The organism is Kitasatospora xanthocidica, from assembly GCF_014656195.1.
Classification (GTDB): Bacteria; Actinomycetota; Actinomycetes; order Streptomycetales; family Streptomycetaceae; genus Kitasatospora; species Kitasatospora xanthocidica.
In genome coordinates this window covers 15,131-31,563 of sequence record NZ_BNBY01000036.1, presented here as the reverse complement: position 1 = coordinate 31,563, position 16,433 = coordinate 15,131, and the positions used below count along the sequence as shown (strand labels likewise).

General features: G+C 72.9%; 15 protein-coding genes and 2 tRNA genes. 4 read left to right on the top strand and 13 right to left on the bottom strand.

From position 1 onward, the window contains the following. Positions 1–40: 40 nt before the first annotated feature. The 3 genes from IE332_RS35905 to IE332_RS35895 form a co-directional block, all read right to left on the bottom strand. Positions 41–1,018, bottom strand: coding sequence for a ribose-phosphate diphosphokinase (locus IE332_RS35905; protein WP_189924968.1), 978 nt, complete (start codon positions 1,016–1,018; stop codon positions 41–43). A gap of 202 nt (positions 1,019–1,220) precedes the next feature. Then, entirely contained in the window at positions 1,221–2,675 is a 1,455-nt protein-coding gene (gene glmU / locus IE332_RS35900; protein ID WP_189924966.1) for a bifunctional UDP-N-acetylglucosamine diphosphorylase/glucosamine-1-phosphate N-acetyltransferase GlmU, read from the bottom strand. Between the two features lie 143 nt (positions 2,676–2,818). Next, a tRNA-Gln gene (locus IE332_RS35895) sits at positions 2,819–2,889 on the bottom strand. A 249-nt stretch (positions 2,890–3,138) separates the two neighbouring features. Between IE332_RS35895 and IE332_RS35890 the strand changes: the two genes are divergently transcribed. After that, positions 3,139–4,134, top strand: coding sequence for an acyl-CoA desaturase (locus IE332_RS35890; RefSeq protein WP_189924964.1), 996 nt, complete (start codon positions 3,139–3,141; stop codon positions 4,132–4,134). Positions 4,135–4,331: 197 nt separating this feature from the next. Then, a complete protein-coding gene (locus IE332_RS35885; protein WP_045710789.1) occupies positions 4,332–4,934 on the top strand; it encodes a TetR/AcrR family transcriptional regulator in 603 nt (200 codons plus the stop codon). Positions 4,935–4,999: 65 nt separating this feature from the next. Here the strand turns inward: IE332_RS35885 and IE332_RS35880 are convergent, their stop codons facing one another. After that, a complete protein-coding gene (locus IE332_RS35880; protein WP_189924960.1) occupies positions 5,000–5,791 on the bottom strand; it encodes a methyltransferase domain-containing protein in 792 nt (263 codons plus the stop codon). Positions 5,792–5,902: 111 nt separating this feature from the next. On the opposite strand from IE332_RS35880, the gene IE332_RS35875 reads away from it, so the two are divergent. Beyond that, entirely contained in the window at positions 5,903–6,400 is a 498-nt protein-coding gene (locus IE332_RS35875) for a MarR family winged helix-turn-helix transcriptional regulator (protein ID WP_189924958.1), read from the top strand. 30 nt (positions 6,401–6,430) lie between these two features. Here IE332_RS35875 and IE332_RS35870 read toward each other — a convergent pair whose 3' ends face one another. The 5 genes from IE332_RS35870 to IE332_RS35850 all read right to left on the bottom strand — a co-directional run bounded on the left by IE332_RS35870 (position 6,431) and on the right by IE332_RS35850 (position 10,388). Then, complete coding sequence (locus IE332_RS35870; RefSeq protein ID WP_189924956.1) at positions 6,431–7,384, bottom strand: LuxR C-terminal-related transcriptional regulator; 954 nt, start codon at positions 7,382–7,384, stop codon at positions 6,431–6,433. 341 nt (positions 7,385–7,725) lie between these two features. Next, positions 7,726–8,688 carry a UDP-glucose 4-epimerase GalE gene (gene galE / locus IE332_RS35865; protein ID WP_189924954.1) on the bottom strand — a complete coding sequence of 321 codons (963 nt, stop codon included), beginning with the start codon at positions 8,686–8,688 and terminating at the stop codon, positions 7,726–7,728. Between the two features lie 237 nt (positions 8,689–8,925). After that, positions 8,926–9,594: a response regulator transcription factor gene (locus tag IE332_RS35860; protein ID WP_189924952.1), complete on the bottom strand. Its 669-nt coding sequence runs from the start codon at positions 9,592–9,594 to the stop codon at positions 8,926–8,928. Between the two features lie 162 nt (positions 9,595–9,756). Next, positions 9,757–9,829 (bottom strand) — tRNA-Thr (locus IE332_RS35855). A 106-nt stretch (positions 9,830–9,935) separates the two neighbouring features. Continuing rightward, positions 9,936–10,388, bottom strand: a complete 453-nt coding sequence (locus IE332_RS35850; protein WP_189924950.1) for a winged helix-turn-helix transcriptional regulator — start codon at positions 10,386–10,388, stop codon at positions 9,936–9,938. Between the two features lie 183 nt (positions 10,389–10,571). Here IE332_RS35850 and IE332_RS35845 point away from each other — a divergent pair, with 183 nt between their 5' ends. Next, complete coding sequence (locus IE332_RS35845) at positions 10,572–11,168, top strand: flavodoxin family protein (protein ID WP_189924947.1); 597 nt, start codon at positions 10,572–10,574, stop codon at positions 11,166–11,168. Between the two features lie 61 nt (positions 11,169–11,229). On the opposite strand, the gene IE332_RS35840 is transcribed toward IE332_RS35845, so the two are convergent. The 4 genes from IE332_RS35840 to IE332_RS35825 form a co-directional block, all read right to left on the bottom strand. Then, complete coding sequence (locus IE332_RS35840; protein ID WP_189924945.1) at positions 11,230–12,564, bottom strand: MFS transporter; 1,335 nt, start codon at positions 12,562–12,564, stop codon at positions 11,230–11,232. Between the two features lie 83 nt (positions 12,565–12,647). Next, positions 12,648–13,919 carry a S8 family serine peptidase gene (locus tag IE332_RS35835; protein WP_189924944.1) on the bottom strand — a complete coding sequence of 424 codons (1,272 nt, stop codon included), beginning with the start codon at positions 13,917–13,919 and terminating at the stop codon, positions 12,648–12,650. A 100-nt stretch (positions 13,920–14,019) separates the two neighbouring features. Beyond that, a complete protein-coding gene (locus IE332_RS42095) occupies positions 14,020–15,669 on the bottom strand; it encodes a WXG100 family type VII secretion target (protein ID WP_189924942.1) in 1,650 nt (549 codons plus the stop codon). Between the two features lie 44 nt (positions 15,670–15,713). Beyond that, positions 15,714–16,208, bottom strand: coding sequence for a DUF2563 family protein (locus IE332_RS35825; protein ID WP_189924940.1), 495 nt, complete (start codon positions 16,206–16,208; stop codon positions 15,714–15,716). Between the last annotated feature and the right edge of the window lie 225 nt (positions 16,209–16,433).

The window sequence follows — 16,433 nt, the reverse complement described above, 5'->3', positions numbered from 1 at the left end:
CCGGCCCCATCGGGGACCGGGGCCGCCTGCGCGGGCTTCGTCAGTGCACGCCCTCGAAGAGGCTCGTGACCGAGCCCTCCTCGAACACCTCGCGGATCGCGGCGGCGATCGACGGGGCGATGGACAGCGTGGTGATCTTGTCCAGCTGGAGCGAGGCCGGGGTGGGCAGCGTGTTGGTGAACACGAACTCGCTGACCCGGGAGTTCTTCAGCCGGTCCGCGGCCGGGCCGGAGAGCACCCCGTGGGTGGCCGCCACCAGGACGTCCGCGGCGCCGTTGTCGAACAGCGCGTCGGCCGCGGCGCAGATGGTGCCGGCGGTGTCGATCATGTCGTCGACCAGGACGCAGACCCGGCCCTTGACGTCACCGACGACGTCGGCCGACAGGATGGTGTTGGCCTGCGTCATGTCACGGCGCTTGTGGATGATCGCCAGCGGGGCGTCCAGGCGGTCGCACCACTGGTCGGCCACCTTGACCCGGCCGGCGTCCGGCGAGACGACGGTCAGCTTGCTGCGGTCCACCTTCTCGCCGATGTAGTCGGCCAGCAGCGGCAGCGCGAAGAGGTGGTCCACCGGGCCGTCGAAGAAGCCCTGGATCTGCGCGGTGTGCAGGTCCACGGCCATCAGCCGGTCGGCGCCGGCCTGGCGCAGCAGGTCGGCGACCAGGCGGGCCGAGATGGGCTCGCGGCCGAGGTGCTTCTTGTCCTGGCGGGCGTACCCGTAGAACGGCAGGATCGCGGTGATGCTCCGGGCGGAGGCCCGCTTCAGAGCATCGATCATGATCAGCTGCTCCATGATCCACTGGTTGATGGGAGCCGTGTGGCTCTGCATCACGAAGCAGTCCGCACCACGGGCGGAGTCCAGGAAGCGGACGTAGATCTCGCCGTTGGCGAAGTCCAGGGCCTTGGTCGGGACGAGCTCGGTCCCGAGGGCCTCGGCCACCTCCTTCGCCAGCTCCGGGTGGGCACGGCCGGAGAAGAGCTTCAGCTTCTTCTCGCCCGACGTCGTGATCCCGCTCACTGCACCGTCTCCTCGCGTTGCGGACGCTGAACCCTCGACCCTGTGCGGGCAGGCGAGGCCCACGCGCGGTACGGGGTCGGGGGAATGTCGGTACGCCTGGACACGGGCGGTAAGCCCAGTGGCGCACGTATGTCCCCAAGGTTACGCGCCCGCGCAGAAACCGTCCGCCCCGGGACCGGCCCTCGGTCCGCCGTCCGGCGCGTCAGGCCTCCGGGGCGCCCTCGGCCGCGGCCTTCGCGGCCTGCGCCGACACCGTGCCGGGGCGCTTGCGCTCCACCCAGCCCTCGATGTTGCGCTGCTGCGCGCGGTTCACGCCGAGCGCGCCCGCCGGGACGTCGGTGGTGATGACCGAGCCCGCGCCGGTGTAGGCGCCGTCACCGATGGTGACCGGGGCGATGAACATGTTGTCCGAACCGGTGCGGCAGTGCGCGCCGATGACCGTGCGGTGCTTGTTCACACCGTCGTAGTTCACGGTGACCGAGGCCGCGCCGACGTTGGTGCCCTCGCCGATCGTGGCGTCACCGATGTAGGAGAGGTGCGGCACCTTGGCGCCCTCGCCCAGCTCGGAGTTCTTGACCTCGACATAGGTGCCGACCTTCGCCTTGCGGGCCAGCTTCGCGCCCGGCCGCAGGTAGGCGTACGGGCCCACGGAGGCCAGCTCGCCCACCTCGGCGCGGTCGGCCGTGGTGTTGCTCACACGGGCACCGGCGCCGACCGAGCTGTCCTTCAGGGTCGAGTTCGGGCCGACCTCGCAGCCCTCGCCCAGGTGGGTGGTGCCCTGCAGCTGGGTGTTGGGCAGTACCACGGCGTCCGGCTCGAAGGTCACCTGCACGTCGAACCAGGTGGTCGCCGGGTCCACCACGGTGACGCCGCCGCGCATCGCGCGCTCCAGCAGGCGGTCGTTCAGCAGCCGGCGGGCCTGCGACAGCTGGACCCGGTCGTTGATGCCCAGGATGTCCCGGTGGTCATCGGCGACCACGGCGCCGACCCGGTGACCCGCCTTGCGCAGGATCGCCAGGGTGTCGGTCAGGTACTCCTCGCCCTGCGAGTTGTCCGTGGTGAGCTCGGACAGCGCCTCGGCCAGCAGCTCGGCGTCGAAGGCGAAGACGCCCGAGTTGATCTCGGCGATCGCGCGCTGGGTGTCGTCGGCGTCCCGCTCCTCGACGATCGAGGCGACGGTGCCGTCCTCGTCGCGCACGATCCGGCCGTAGCCGAAGGGCTCCGGCACGACGGCGGTCAGCACGGTGACGCCGTTGCGCTGGGCCGCGTGGGCATCCGCCAGCCGGTTCAGGGTCGCCCCGGTCAGCAGCGGCGAGTCGCCGGCGGTGACGATGACCGTGCCGGCCAGCCGCACGCCGTCCGCGGCCAGCGCCTCCAGCGCCGTCCGCACCGCGTGCCCGGTGCCGTTCTGCTCCTCCTGCACGGCCGTGCGCACCGCGGGGTAGTGCGCCGCGAGGTGCTCCTGCACCTGCTCGCGCTGGTGCCCGACGACCACCACGAGCTGCTCCGGCGTCAGCTCCCCGGCCGCGGCCACCGCGTGGCCGACCAGCGACCGCCCGCACACCTCGTGCAGCACCTTGGGCAGCTTGTTCGACTTCATCCGGGTCCCGCCACCGGCGGCGAGCACGACAACGGCGGCAAGCGAATTGGCACCCATGCGGGGAGGCTCCTCGGTAGGTTCACAGAGAGGGCAGAGCGGACCCGGCCGGGACCCAGGCCGGTCGCCATACGCACAGTCCGCCGAGCAGCACCGACAATACCGGCGCGGGGGAAGACGCCCGAACCGGAGGCGTGCAGAGGCTCCGCCGCTAGGATTCGAACCCAGACAAAGGCCTCCAAAGGGCCCTGTGCTGCCATTACACCACGGCGGACAGTCGTGTCAGACCCTACCCGAGCGGACCCCGCCGTGGGTATCGACTTGCACCGATCCGCAGGGCTCCGATCCGCCGCCGGACGGCCGAACCACCCGGTCCCGGGTTCATCCATCCAGTCGGGTGAATTCACTCAAGCGCCGCGCTGCGATGTGTTCCCCTCGACGCGGAGCGCAACCTACGATGCCGTAGGTTACGCCGACGTAGGCTCCGCTTCTCCCGTTCCGGGACGCCGCAGAGGACACTCCCATGACCATCCAGGCCGGCGAGGCGAACGCGGGGACCACCGCGTCCGGCACCTCGTCCCCCGACCCCGACCCCGACACCGCAGCCACCCAGCTGTCCGCCACCCGTGGCGGGGAGAAGCAGGGCCTGGCCGAGCGGATCGCGCTCGGCCTGTTCATCCTCGTGCCGTTCGCCGCGCTGCTGGCCGCCGTGCCGGTGGCCTGGGGCTGGGGCCTGGGATGGACGGACCTCGCGATCGCCGTCGGCATGTACTTCCTCACCTGTCACGGCATCACCATCGGCTACCACCGCTACTTCACCCACGGCGCGTTCAAGACCTCCCGCCCGATGCACCTCGCCCTGGCCGTCGTCGGCAGCCTCGCGGTCGAGGGCCCGCTGGTGCGCTGGGTGGCCGACCACCGCAAGCACCACCGGTTCAGCGACAAGGACGGCGACCCGCACTCGCCCTGGCGCTACGGGGAGAGCCTCCCGGCGCTGATGAAGGGCCTGTGGTGGGCGCACATGGGCTGGATGTTCGACGAGGAGCAGACCCCGCAGCTCAAGTACGCCCCGGACCTCGTCCGCGACCCGGCCATAAGGCGGATCTCCCGGCTGTTCTGGCTCTGGACCCTGATCTCGCTGCTGATCCCGCCGCTGGTCGGCGGCCTGGTGACGCTCTCCTGGACGGGTGCGCTCTCCGCCTTCTTCTGGGGTTCGCTGGTCCGGGTGGCACTGCTGCACCACGTCACCTGGTCGATCAACTCGATCTGCCACGCCGTCGGCCGCCGCCCGTTCCGCTCCCGGGACCGCTCCGGCAACGTCTGGTGGCTCGCGGTGCTCTCCTGCGGCGAGTCCTGGCACAACCTGCACCACGCCGACCCGACCGCGGCCCGGCACGGGGTGCTCCGCGGACAGATCGACTCCTCCGCCCGGCTGATCCGCTGGTTCGAGCTGGCCGGCTGGGTCCGGGACGTCCGCTGGCCGGACGCGCAGCGGATCGCCGCCCGCCGCGCCGCATGAGGCGTCGCTTCCAGCATGATGTAGGGGTGAACGGGAGCAGCGCAGACAGCACAGGCGGTCACCAGAGCACGCGGACGGACGCGGCCCCCGCCAAGGCGCCGGCCCGTCCGCGGGCCGCTGCACCGACGGGCGGGGCCGCCGAGGGGGCCGCGGAGCGGGGTGCCGCCGCCCCGCGCCGCCGGGGCGGCCGGGTCCGGATGACCGGCAAGCAGCGGCGCGAGCAGCTGCTGGAGATCGGCCGGACGGTCTTCGCCGAGCGCGGCTACGACGGCACCTCGGTGGAGGAGATCGCCGAGCGCGCCGGGGTGTCGAAGCCCGTCGTGTACGAGCACTTCGGCGGCAAGGAGGGGCTCTACGCGGTGGTGGTGGACCGCGAGATGCAGCTGCTGCTGGACATGGTGACGGGGGCGCTGACCGGCGGGCACTCGCGCGAGCTGCTGGAGCAGGCGGCCTTCGCGCTGATGGACTACATCGACACCTCGACGGACGGCTTCCGGATCCTGGTGCGGGACTCCCCGGTGGCCCAGTCGACCGGCACCTTCGCCTCGCTGATCAGCGACATCGCGACGCAGGTGGAGGACATCCTGGGCCTGGAGTTCAAGTCCCGCGGCTTCGACGCGCGGCTGGCCCCGATGTACTCGCAGATGCTGGTCGGGATGGTCGCGCTGACCGGCCAGTGGTGGCTGGAGGTCCGCAAGCCGGACAAGGCGACGGTGGCGGCGCACCTGGTGAACCTCGCCTGGCACGGGCTGGAGGGCCTGGAGCGGCACCCGCGGCTGGTCGGCGACCGCACGGGCTGAGGCCCGGCCCAACTGCCTGGCCCCCGCGTACCGCTCGCCCCCTACTACCTACCGCTCGATCCCGCCTACCGCTTGACCCCCACCGCGAAGATCCGCCGGAACGGGAAGACCGTCCCGGACGGCCCGGCCGGGTAGGCCTCGCGCAGCAGCCGCCCGTACTCGGCGAGGAAGGCGGCCCGGTCCTCCGGGTCGGCGAGCCGGGTCAGGACGGGGCGCAGCGCGGTGCCCTTGACCCACTCCAGAACCGGGTCCGGTCCCGGCAGCGGGGTGAGGTAGGTGGTCTCCCAGACGTCCGGCTCGCAGCCGGCGGCGCCCAGGGCGTCGAGGTAGCGCTCGGGCGGGTGGACGCCGGCGCGGACCGGGTCCTCGCCGAGCAGGGCGCGCCAGCGCGGGCCGCGGCGCAGGTCGGCGAGCAGGGTGTGGCTGGGGGCGTCGAAGTTGCCGGGGACCTGGAAGGCGACGGCACCACCGGGGCGCAGGGCGGCGGCCCAGCGCGGCAGGAGACCGAGGTGGCCGTCGATCCACTGCAGGGTGGCGTTGGAGACGACGAGGTCCGGCCGGGCCGGCGCGGGGTCGTAGTCGCGGGCGTCGGCGAGCAGGTAGTCGGCGGTGGGTTCGCCCTCGGTACGGGCGGTGGCGAGCATCGGGGCGGAGTTGTCGACGCCGGTGAGGCGGGCGTGCGGCCAGCGTTCGCGGAGGACGGCGGTGGAGTTCCCGGGGCCGCAGCCGATGTCGAGGATCGACTCCTCGCCGGGGTGCGGGAGGGAGGGGACGCGGGCGAGCAGGTCGCGCAGCGGGCGGGTGCGTTCGTCGGCGAAGCGCAGGTACTGCTCCGGGTCCCAGACGGGGGTGGTCATGGTTCACCTCGCAGGTATCTCGACATCAAGATATCTCGATGTAGCCTCGCTGGCACATTTCTCGATGTCAAGAGACTTCACATCGACACATCCACCGATACACTGATCGTCATGGAGGACGAGGTCGACAGGCTGGTCGCAGCGTGGCGCCGGGAGCGCCCCGACCTCGACGTGGAGCCGCTCGAGGTGCTCAGCCGGGTCAGCCGGCTCGCCCGGCACCTGGACCGCGCCCGCCGCACCGCCTTCGCCGAGCACGGCCTGGAGCCCTGGGAGTTCGACGTCCTGACCGCCCTGCGGCGGGCCGGCTCCCCGTACCAGCTCTCCCCCGGCCAGCTGCTCACCCAGACCCTGGTCACCTCCGGCACCATGACCAACCGGATCGACCGGCTGACCGGCAAGGGCCTGGTCAAGCGGCTGCCCGACCCGGACGACCGGCGCGGCGTGCTGGTCCGGCTCACCGACGACGGCCGCGACCGCGCCGACCAGGCGCTCGCCGGACTGCTCGCGCACGAGCGCGAACTGCTCGCCCAGCTCACCTCCGGCCAGCAGACCGAACTCGCCGCGCTGCTGCGGCAGCTGGTCGCCCCGTTCGACAACATCCCGGGCTGACCCGCGACCACAGCCGGCCCGAGCCCTTCGTCACGGCCTTTCGACGGTGGCCGCCACGGACGGCGGCGGTGGCACGGACGGCTCGGCGGGGCTGACCCCGGCCCGGCGGGCGACCGCGACGGCGGCCAGCGTGGAGTGCACCCCGAGCTTGCCGAGCACGTTCTGCATGTGCGTCCGGACGGTGTGCGGCGACAGGTAGAGCCGCTCCGCGACGGCCTGGCGCCCCAGGCCCGCGACCATGCAGCGCAGGATCTGCTTCTCCCGCGGCGTGAGGGTGTCCACCAGCCGCTCGCTCTCGGTGCGGTCCCGGCGGGCGGTGGTGAGTTCGCGGATCACCCCGGTGAGCAGCGCGGGCGGCAGGTGCGTCTCGTCCCGCAGCACCCCCCGGACCACCGCGAGCAGCCGGGCCAGTGAACTCTCCTTCGCCACCCAGCCGGTGGCACCCGCGTGCAGGGCGCGGGCGGCGCGGTGCGGATCGTCGGCGGTGGCCAGGACGACGGCGCGGAGCCCGGGGTGCGCCCGGCGGAGCCGGGCCAACAGGGTGATGCCGTCGGGCGGCGGGGCGGTGGTTCTGAGCTGATCGACCCGGACCGGGTCCGGGCGGGCGCCGACCGGCGGCACACCCGGCACAGCGGACGACAGCGGGGACGGCACCCCGGGCGGTACGGCCGGCCGGCGCGGCGGCGGCAGGGGCGGGACCGCCCGGCGCCGGACCTCCTCGACGGACTCCGTACCGGGCCGTCTGCGCACCGTCGGCGGAGCCGCCCCCGGCGGACCGAGGGCGCCGCCGGCCCCGAGGTCGGCGTCGATCAGCGCCACGTCGTAGGGCCGGCCCTCGGTGGCGGCGCGCTCCATCGCCCGCTCGGCCGCCGCCGCGCTGCCGGCCGCGCCCACCTCCACGTCGGGCTCGGCGGCGAGCGCCGCGGCCAGTGCCTCGGCGAAGATCCGGTGGTCGTCGACCACCAGGACGCGAATCCGCCCCATCGTCCCTCCCCCTGCTCAGACCGCCCGAGCCCGGGAGCGGGGACCGGTCCGGCGTCCGCGTTCCGGCCTGCCGATCCGCCCGCCCACCGGTGGCCGGTGAGGTCGAAAGGGCGCCGGCCCCCCAACCGGTACCGATCTCAGCGTACGGGGTCGGGAAAGGCCCTCGTGGCGATTTGGTGAAGTTTCGTCAGAAGGTGCGTGAGTGGCGGGGTTTGCCCACCGGCCGGTGCTCCGATGGTCCGGACGCCGGACGCGGGCGCCGGGCCCGGACGCCGCTCCCGGGGCGTACGGGAGCGGCGTCCACGGCGGTCTGCGGTGTCCGGCCGCCGTGGCCTGCGGGCCTAGCGGCCGTTCTTCTCCAGGGTGAACTTCCAGGCGTCGGCGACGATGTCGTCCAGGTTCGGACGGCGCGGGGTCCAGCCGAGCGCCTCGTGGGCACGGGCGGCCGAGGCCACCAGCACCGCCGGGTCGCCGGCCCGGCGGCCCTCCACCCGCACCGGGATCTCCTTGCCGGTGACGCGCTTGACCGACTCGATCACCTCGCGCACCGAGAAGCCGCTGCCGTTGCCCAGGTTGCAGATCAGGTGCTCGCCCGGCTTGGCGGCGTCCAGCGCCAGCAGGTGGGCGTCGGCCAGGTCCGCGACGTGGATGTAGTCGCGGATGCAGGTGCCGTCCGGGGTCGGGTAGTCGTCGCCGTACACCGCGATGTGCGGGCGCTGCCCGAGCGCGGCCTGGAAGACCAGCGGGATCAGGTGCGACTCGGGGTCGTGCCGCTCGCCGTACGCGCCGTACGCGCCGGCCACGTTGAAGTAGCGCAGCGAGACGGCGGCCAGGCCGTGCGCGACGGCCTCGCTGGTGATCAGGTGGTCCACCGCGAGCTTGGTGGCGCCGTAGGTGTTGGTCGGCGCGGTGCGGGCGGTCTCGGCGATCGGCACGGCCTCCGGCTCGCCGTAGGTGGCGGCGGTCGAGGAGAACACGAGCTTGCGCACGCCCGCCTCGCGCATCGCGCTGATCAGCTCCAGCGAGCCGGCCACGTTGTTGCGCCAGTACTTCTCCGGGTCCACGACCGACTCGCCGACCTGCGAGGAGGCGGCGAAGTGCAGCACGCCGTCGAAGGAGCCGTCCAGCACCCGGCCGGCCTCCTGGATCCGGCCCTCGACGAACTCGGCGCCGGCCGGCACGCCCTCGCGGAAGCCCGTCGAGAGGTCGTCCAGGACGGTCACCTGGTGCCCCGCCTCCAGCAGGTGGGCGGCCACCACGCTGCCGACGTAGCCGGCGCCACCCGTGACCAGGTACTTACTCATGTTGAGACCTCCAGCGGGCGATGGTCCGCGCGGTCGGCGGGTGCCATCGACGGAATGCGTACGACTGCGGCCATTCTCCCAATCCGCCGGAGTGCTCCGGACCACACGGGGGCCGTGCGCGGGCTTTTCACCAACTCCTCAGCCCCCGGAACATCCCGGCCCGCGTGCCGTTCCGCCGAGCGGCCGCACCGGGCCGCTCCGCCGACGGCCCGCCGACGGCCTGGGTCGCGGGCGCCCTCAGCCGCCGGCCATCCGCTCCAGCAGACCGGTGCGCGCCGCCACCGCGGCCGCCTCCAACCGGGTCCGCGCGCCGAGCTTCATCAGCACCCGCTGGACGTGCGTCCGGGCGGTGCTGGCCGCGATCCGCATCCCGGCGGCGATCGCGGCGGTGTCCTCGCCGTCCGCGATCCGGGCCAGTACCTGCACCTCACGGCGGGTCAGCAGCCGCAGCAGCCGCACCGCCTCGTCGTCCGGTTCGGGTGCCGGGCGCAGCAGTTGGTCGAAGGCGCCGCGCAGGATGTCCACCGCGACCGCGGCCTCGCCCGCCCGGGCCCGCCCGATGGCCCGCTCGACCACCTCGATGCGCTCGTCGCTGGGCACGTAACCCGCCGCCCCGGCCGCGAACGCCCCGGCCACACCGCGCAGTTCACCCACCGGCCCGAGCACGATCACGGCCACCTCGGGACGTTCGCGGCGGATCCGGCGAAGCCCGTCGAAGGCCCCCGACTCCCCCGGTGCGGCCACGCCCAGCAGACACACCTCGGGCCGGCGCCCGGCCACCAGATCGGCGGCGACGGCCGCCGGGGAGCCGACCGCGAGCACCCGGTGGCCGCGCAGCTGGAGCGCGGTGGCCAGGGCCTCGGCCAACAGCCGGTGGTCGTCCACCACCACGAGTCGAACGCCCATGACGCCCTCCCGGTCGGGGTCCGGCTCGCGCCCGCACCCCTAGGGCGGTCGGCCGGTGACGCACCATCACAGCGCATTCCGTACCCGACCCGCCAGCCCGTGCCGGCGGTGATCGGCGGAAACGCGAAAGACCCCCGCCACGAGGCGGGGGTCTTCCAGTTGAGCCCCCATGCGGAATCGAACCGCAGACCTTCTCCTTACCATGGAGACGCTCTACCGACTGAGCTATAGGGGCTTGCCGGGTTTTCACCGGGCCGGTCGAACAAGGAAGACATTACACGGCCGTCGGCCCGGAAGGGAAATCGGCTCCGCACCGGGCCGTCCGCGCCTCTCCCGGGAGCTCACTCCCCGGCGTGCGCGGCGTGCGCGGCGTCGAACTCCCCGCGGGCCGCCAGCATCCGGTCGGCCCGGTGCTCGGTCCACCGGCCGAGCGGCGTGACCAACTCGGCCAGCTCGCGGCCGAGCGGCAGCAGGTCGTAGACCACCCGCGGCGGCGTCTCCGGGTAGACCGTGCGGAGCAGCAGGCCGCTGCGCTCCAGGTTGCGCAGCGACTGGGTGAGCATCTTGCGGCTGACCCCGCCGATCCCGCGCTGGAGCTCGGAGAAGCGCTGCGGCCCGCAGGCCGCCAGGCTCATCAGGATCAGCAGCGACCACTTGTCCGCCAGCTCGGCGAACACCGCGCGGCTGGGGCAGACCTGGGCGAAGACGTCGTACCCCTGCTCCGCCGCTCCGCCGCCCGTCGGTCGGTCCTCGCACTGCCCGGCCCGGGCGGGGGCAGCTTCCTCGGTCGTCATGCCGTCCAGGGTAGCCCCTGGTCTCCAATCCATCCTTGGTAACCAATAGAGACCTGGTCTATATTGGAGACCGTAGACGGACCGGGGCCGCCACCGCGCGTCCTGCCCCCGGTCCGTCCACTACGTCCTGGTGCGTGCCCTCGTGCCGGCTCCCGCCCGTCCCCCTTCCCCAGGAGTGCCCCGATGACCGCCACCCGCCCCACCGTCGCCCTCGCCTACCACTCCGGCTACGGCCACACCGCCGTGATCGCCGAGGCCGTCGCCCGCGGGGCCGCCGCCGCGGGTGCCGAGGTCGTCACCATCGCCGTCGACACCATCACCGAGGAGCAGTGGGCCCAGCTGGACGCCGCCGACGCGATCGTCTTCGGCTCCCCCACCTACATGGGCACCGCCTCCGGCGCCTTCCACGTCTTCGCCGAGGCCAGCAGCAAGCGCTGGTTCACCGACGCCTGGAAGGACAAGGTCGCGGCCGGCTTCACCAACTCCGCCTCCAAGAGCGGCGACAAGGCCGGCACCCTCGGCTACTTCCAGACCCTCGCCGCCCAGCACGGCATGAACTGGGTCAACCTCGGCCTCAAGCCCGGCTGGAACGCCACCACCGCCTCCGAGGACGACCTCAACCGCCTCGGCTTCTTCAGCGGCGCCGCCGCCTCCTCCCCCTCCGACGCCGGCCCGGACGCCGTCCACAAGGCCGACATCGCGACCGCCGAGCACCTCGGCGGGCGCGTCGCCCGGCACACCGCCGTCGTGCTGGCCGGCCGCGCCGCCCTGGCCGGCTGACCGGCCTGCCTCTGCGCCCTGCCCGCGCCCTGTCGCCTGCTTCCCTTCCCGCCCGCGCGCCCTACGCCGCCGGATCCGCCCCCAGCAGGGGCGCCCGGCGGCGTCCGCCGTCAACCGCCCCGAGCTCCGCGCCGGTCGTCTCCGGCAGCAGCCGCAGACACCCCAGGGCCAGCACACCCAGCCCCGCCAGGTACCAGCCCACCGGCTGCGCCGTCCCGTACGCCTCGGTCAGCCGCGTCGCCACCAACGGCGTCGTCGCACCGCCGATCACCCCGCCCAGGTTGTACGTCAACGCGGCACCCGTGTACCGCACCCGGGTCGGGAACAGCTCCGGCAGGAACGCCGCCACCGGCCCGAACATGCAGCCCAGCACCACCATCGCCCCCGCCAGCGCGACGAACATCAGCGCCCGGCTCACCGTCTCCAGCAACGGGAACAGCACCAGCGACCAGCCCGCCGCCAGACCCGTCGCCCACCGCAGCGTCCGCCGCCGCCCCCACCGGTCGCTGTACGAGGCGCTCAGCCACACCGTCACGGCCATGCCCACCGCGCCGACCAGCAGCATCGACAGCACCACCGTGCTCGCCGCCCCGAGCCCCGACGTCGCGTACGCCAGCGCGTACGTCGTCGTCAGATAGAACAGCGCGTACCCCACCGTGATCGCCCCGCCGCCCGCCAGCACCGGACGCCAGTGCTCACGCAGCACCTCCACCACCGGCGGCCGCCCCGCCCGCCCGGCCGACCGGAACAGCGGCGACTCCTCGACCCGCAACCGCACGACCAGCCCCACCACCACCAGCACGAACGAGGCCACGAACGGCACCCGCCACCCCCACGCGCGGAACGCCCGCTCGTCCAGCCCGAGTTGCAGCGCCAGGAACACCCCGTTCGCCAGCACGAAGCCGATCGTCGGCCCCAACTGCAGGAAACCCCCGTACCGCCCCCGCCGCCCGGCCGGCGCGTTCTCCGCGATCAGCAGCGCCGCGCCACCCCACTCCCCGCCCAACCCGACGCCCTGGCACACCCGCAACGCCACCAGCACCGCCGGCGCCCACCACCCCCAGGCCGCGAACCCCGGCAACACCCCCACCGCCGCCGTCGCCGACCCCATCAGCAACAGCGACACCACCAGCGTCGCCTTCCGCCCCACCCGGTCCCCGAAATGCCCGAACACCACCGCCCCCAACGGCCGGGCCAGGAACGCCACCGCGTACACCGAGAACGCCGCCAGCAACGCCCCCACCGCACCCAGCCCCGGGAAGAACACCGGCCCGAACACCAACGCGGCCGCCGTGCCGTAAATGAAGAAGTCGTAGAACTCGATCGCCGTCCCGACCAGCGCCGCAACCGCCGCCCGCCGCAACTGCCCTACCCGCCAGGCACCCTCCGCATCCATACCACCACCCTCACCGCGCCGCCCCCACCCCACCAGCCCCCACCCGGGTGACCCCAGCGCACACCCGCCACCCCACGCCCCACCTACCGCCCGCCCGCCACCCTCCGCCGCCGCACCACCACGAACACCACCCCGGCCACCACCACCAGCCCGGCCACCACACCACCCACGACCGGCAGCGCGCCGCTCGACCCCGAAGCCCCCTCCGCCTTCGGCTGCACAGACGGCGCCCCGGACGGGCTCGGCACCACCGACGCCCCGGAAGCGGACGCGCTCGCCGAAGCCGTGGGCGCCACGGACGGAGCCGTCGACGGCGCAGCCGCATCGGCCGGGAGCGGCGACACGTTCGCCGGCCCGGGATCACCGGGCTCCGTCAGCGCGACCCGCGGCCGGACCGCACCCCACCCCGCGTCGTTCGTCCGGCTGTCGCCACCGTTGGGCCTGCCGGCCGTGTTGATGAGCACCCGCAGGACCTGGTTCGCAGTCCACTCCTTGTGGACCGACCAGATCAGCGCGGCTGAAGCAGAAGTGAGTGCGGTCGCATCAGACGTTCCGTGGCCCGTGCAGTAACCGGAAGGCGCCGTACAAGCCGCGATCGTGTCCTGGCCGGGAGCGACGAGCGCGACCTGGGGCCCGGTTTCGGACTCCTCCGTCACCGTGCCGTTCCGGTCGATCGCCCCGACGCCGACGACATTGGGAAGCGCCCCCGGATACTCGGCCAGGTTTCCCGACTTCGCCGAATTCCCGACGCTGGACACCACCAGAGCGCCCTTCGCCCTGGCGGTCGCCAGAACCCGGTTCAGCTTGGCCACATCGGCAGGAAGCGCAGTCACCGACGAGACGCCCTGCGAAATGCTGACGACCTTGGCACCTTGATCGACCGCAAAGGTGACGGCCTGACCGATCTGATCGAGGAAGTCCGCCGTGACGGCGGACCCGGACCCGTTGTCAATCTTCAACGGAAGGATCTTGACGCCCGGAGCGAGCCCGTATGCCCCGTTCCCCCCGCGGTTCTTCCCCGTCCCCCCGATGAGGCTGGACATCATCGTGCCGTGTCCGTCGACGAAGGATCCCACGCCTCCCGGACTACCACTGAAGTCCTTGCCCGGCAGGAACTGCCCCACCAGATCCGGATGGTCCAGCTTGAAGCCGCCGTCGATCACCGCAACGGTGATGCCCTCGCCCTTCGAGACCTTCCACATCTCCGGGGCATGCATGGCATCCAGGTGCCATTGAGCCGCACGGATCGATTCGTCCGCGACCGCCGGTGCCGCGACCGGGCCGACCACGACTCCCGCTGCCAGAAGCGCCGCAGCGGCCGCTCGCCAGCGCATGCGCGTGTTCGTCCGCCCCATCACAACTCCTCGTCAATCTTTCCACCGACCGGGAAACGTGCCCCGAACAAGCCTGCCCGGCCACCGGGAGAGCCCAGTGGCCGGGCAGTCGTTTGCCGTCCTACTCAACCACGTCCGGGTTGCTCTGCGGCGTACCGTTGGTCCAGGTCTCCTCGTCCTCGTGCAGGTAGTCGGCCCGCTTGCGACGGTCGCGCTCGTTGCGGCCGCCGTGGCCGCCCATGCCGGCCGCCATCATGCCGTTCTGCCCTGACCGGGCACCCCCCTCGGCGGCTCCGGCTGCGGCCGCGCGGTTGCGCAGGCCGGTACCACCGGGCGTGAACTCCCCGCCGGCGGTCGGTCCCTTGCGGCCGCCGACCGTGCCGCCGGTGGTCGAGGCCAGGCCCCGGCCGCGCGAGCTGCCGCCCGCACCGACACCGCCGCCGTGGCCGCCGCCCATGCCGGGGTGCATCCCCATGCTGTTGCCGCTGTTCGGCCCGCCGCCGACCCGGCCGCCGCCCGGCCCCGCCTCACGGGGGCCGAAGACCGTTCCGGTGGGGATGCCCGGGGTGCCGTTCTTCCCGGGAGTCTGGCCGCCGAACGGCGTGCGGGAGTTGACGCTGCCGCCCTTGCCCGGGAAGTAGCCGCTGCCACCGCCCTTGCTCTGGACCGAGCCGCCACCGGGCCCGACCGGGAAGCCGGGCATCGGGCCGCCAGGACCGTTGGGTCCGCCACCGGGCCCGTTGGGACCGCTCGGGTAGACGGGGCCGGTCGGTCCGGTCGTCGGCCCGGGGCCGCCGCCGGGACCGTTCGGGCCGGTCTGAGTCGGCGCCGTCGGCAGGCTGTCCAGGCCGGTGCCCGGACGGGTCACCGGGTCCGACGGGTGGGACGGCGGGATCGAGGAGCCCGGATCCTGCGGGGCGGACGGCAACTGGCCACCGCTGTACGGCGGCGTGGGAGTGGTGTGGTCCGTACCGGACGGCCCGGTGGAGCCCGATCCGGGGTGGTACGTCGCCGTCGACCCACCGCCGTAGCTGCCGCCCCCGGACGGGCTGTAGCTGCCACCGCCGCTTCCGACGTTCGAGCGCGGGCTCCGGAGGGAGCCGCCGGAGCCGCCGCCGTAGCTACCGCCACCCGCGTATTCCGACTCCCCGCCCCGGTTCCGCTCCGTCTCCGGCGTCCCCGGCAGCGTCACGTCGTCGGGGATCCCGTTCAGGGTCGCCGTCGCCGCGGAGTACGCCTGAGCCAGGTTCTCCACCTGGTGGACGGCTTCCTGCCGCTCCTTCTCGACCGTGGCCTTGGCCGCCTTGTAGTCCGCCTCGCTCACCCATTGCGACCCGGGGAGCCCCTTCATGTAGCTGTCGACCGACTGGCCGACGGACAGCTTGGCCTCCACTCCAGCGGGCGGGGTCTGGCCCTCGTACGTGGCGACGACCTTCATCGCGTCCGTCGGCAGCGGAGGCATCGCGACCTTGGCGGTGCTGAGCGCCTCACCGGCCTGGTTCATCGCACCGCCGGCGGTCGTCGAGTGCTGGCCGATGATGTCCGCGGACTTGTAGAGGTTTCCGACCCAGGTCTTGAAGTTCTCGGCCGCCGGCCCCTCCCAGTGGACCTGGCCGAGGTGCGCCTGGAGCGCGGTGCTGAGTTCCCCCAGGACGCGGCCGGCGTCCTGGAGTTGTGCCGCCCGCTTCAGCACCACATCGGGCATGCTCTTGTCCACTACCGCCCTGAGGGCGGGATGCTTCATGTCGTTGTACTTGGATTCGCCTGCCATGGCCCTCTTCCCCGTCTCCCCGTGTGTGGCCCTGCGTGCCCCGGTCAGAGGCCCGCGTTGGACCTCGGTGCCGACCCGCTCGATCCCGCCGTCGGTGAGGTGACACCCGCGTTCTTCGCGACCGCGTTCTGGTCGGCGGTCGTGTTGTCCTCGTTCGTCGTGTAGTTGCCCTGCGTCTTCGCGACTGCCGTCTGCATCGCCTGGATCTGCTTGACGAAGTCCTTGTGGAACTTGACGAGCTGGGTGTGGACCTTGCCGTAGGCGGTCGTCAGGGCCGTCGCCTCGTCGAACTTCGCGCTGGCGAAGTGCGAGGTCTCCACCTTTTGCTCTTCGAGCTTGTACGGCGCGGCCGCAGAGCCCTCCATCGCGGCGAGCAGCGCCTCGATCTTCGAGGCGAAGGCGGTGAGCGTCTGCAGCTCCACCTTGACGTCCTGCTTGCCGAAGGCGGAGACCAGGTCGTTGGCGCTGAAGTTCGTCTGCACGGTGCTGACGATCCGGTTGATCCCGAAGCCGAACGGGCCGAACGGGTCACCGAGCATGAACGGCGTGTCGTCCGGACCGGCCGGGGTGTTCGGGTCGGTGCCCGAGGTGCTCGGCTGGGGGCTCGACGAAGGGTTCGACGACGGGCTCGGCGACGAGCTGGGCGCGGGTGTCGACGCCGGGCCGGGCGACGGGCTCGGCGACGGGCTGGGCGAGGGACTCGCCGTAGGGCTCGGAGACGGACTGGGACTAGGACTAGGACTAGGAGACGGACTCGCTGAAGG

Coding starts and splice junctions, on each gene's coding strand:
- IE332_RS35845 (WP_189924947.1), top strand. CDS start 10,572: ATGACCGCCACCCGCCCCACCGTCGCCCTCGCCTACCACTCCGGCTAC.
- IE332_RS35890 (WP_189924964.1), top strand. CDS start 3,139: ATGACCATCCAGGCCGGCGAGGCGAACGCGGGGACCACCGCGTCCGGC.
- IE332_RS35875 (WP_189924958.1), top strand. CDS start 5,903: ATGGAGGACGAGGTCGACAGGCTGGTCGCAGCGTGGCGCCGGGAGCGC.
- IE332_RS35860 (WP_189924952.1), bottom strand. CDS start 9,594: ATGGGCGTTCGACTCGTGGTGGTGGACGACCACCGGCTGTTGGCCGAG.
- IE332_RS35850 (WP_189924950.1), bottom strand. CDS start 10,388: ATGACGACCGAGGAAGCTGCCCCCGCCCGGGCCGGGCAGTGCGAGGAC.
- IE332_RS35825 (WP_189924940.1), bottom strand. CDS start 16,208: ATGCTCGGTGACCCGTTCGGCCCGTTCGGCTTCGGGATCAACCGGATC.
- glmU (WP_189924966.1), bottom strand. CDS start 2,675: ATGGGTGCCAATTCGCTTGCCGCCGTTGTCGTGCTCGCCGCCGGTGGC.
- galE (WP_189924954.1), bottom strand. CDS start 8,688: ATGAGTAAGTACCTGGTCACGGGTGGCGCCGGCTACGTCGGCAGCGTG.
- IE332_RS35880 (WP_189924960.1), bottom strand. CDS start 5,791: ATGACCACCCCCGTCTGGGACCCGGAGCAGTACCTGCGCTTCGCCGAC.
- IE332_RS42095 (WP_189924942.1), bottom strand. CDS start 15,669: ATGGCAGGCGAATCCAAGTACAACGACATGAAGCATCCCGCCCTCAGG.
- IE332_RS35885 (WP_045710789.1), top strand. CDS start 4,332: ATGACCGGCAAGCAGCGGCGCGAGCAGCTGCTGGAGATCGGCCGGACG.
- IE332_RS35835 (WP_189924944.1), bottom strand. CDS start 13,919: ATGGGGCGGACGAACACGCGCATGCGCTGGCGAGCGGCCGCTGCGGCG.
- IE332_RS35840 (WP_189924945.1), bottom strand. CDS start 12,564: ATGGATGCGGAGGGTGCCTGGCGGGTAGGGCAGTTGCGGCGGGCGGCG.
- IE332_RS35870 (WP_189924956.1), bottom strand. CDS start 7,384: ATGGGGCGGATTCGCGTCCTGGTGGTCGACGACCACCGGATCTTCGCC.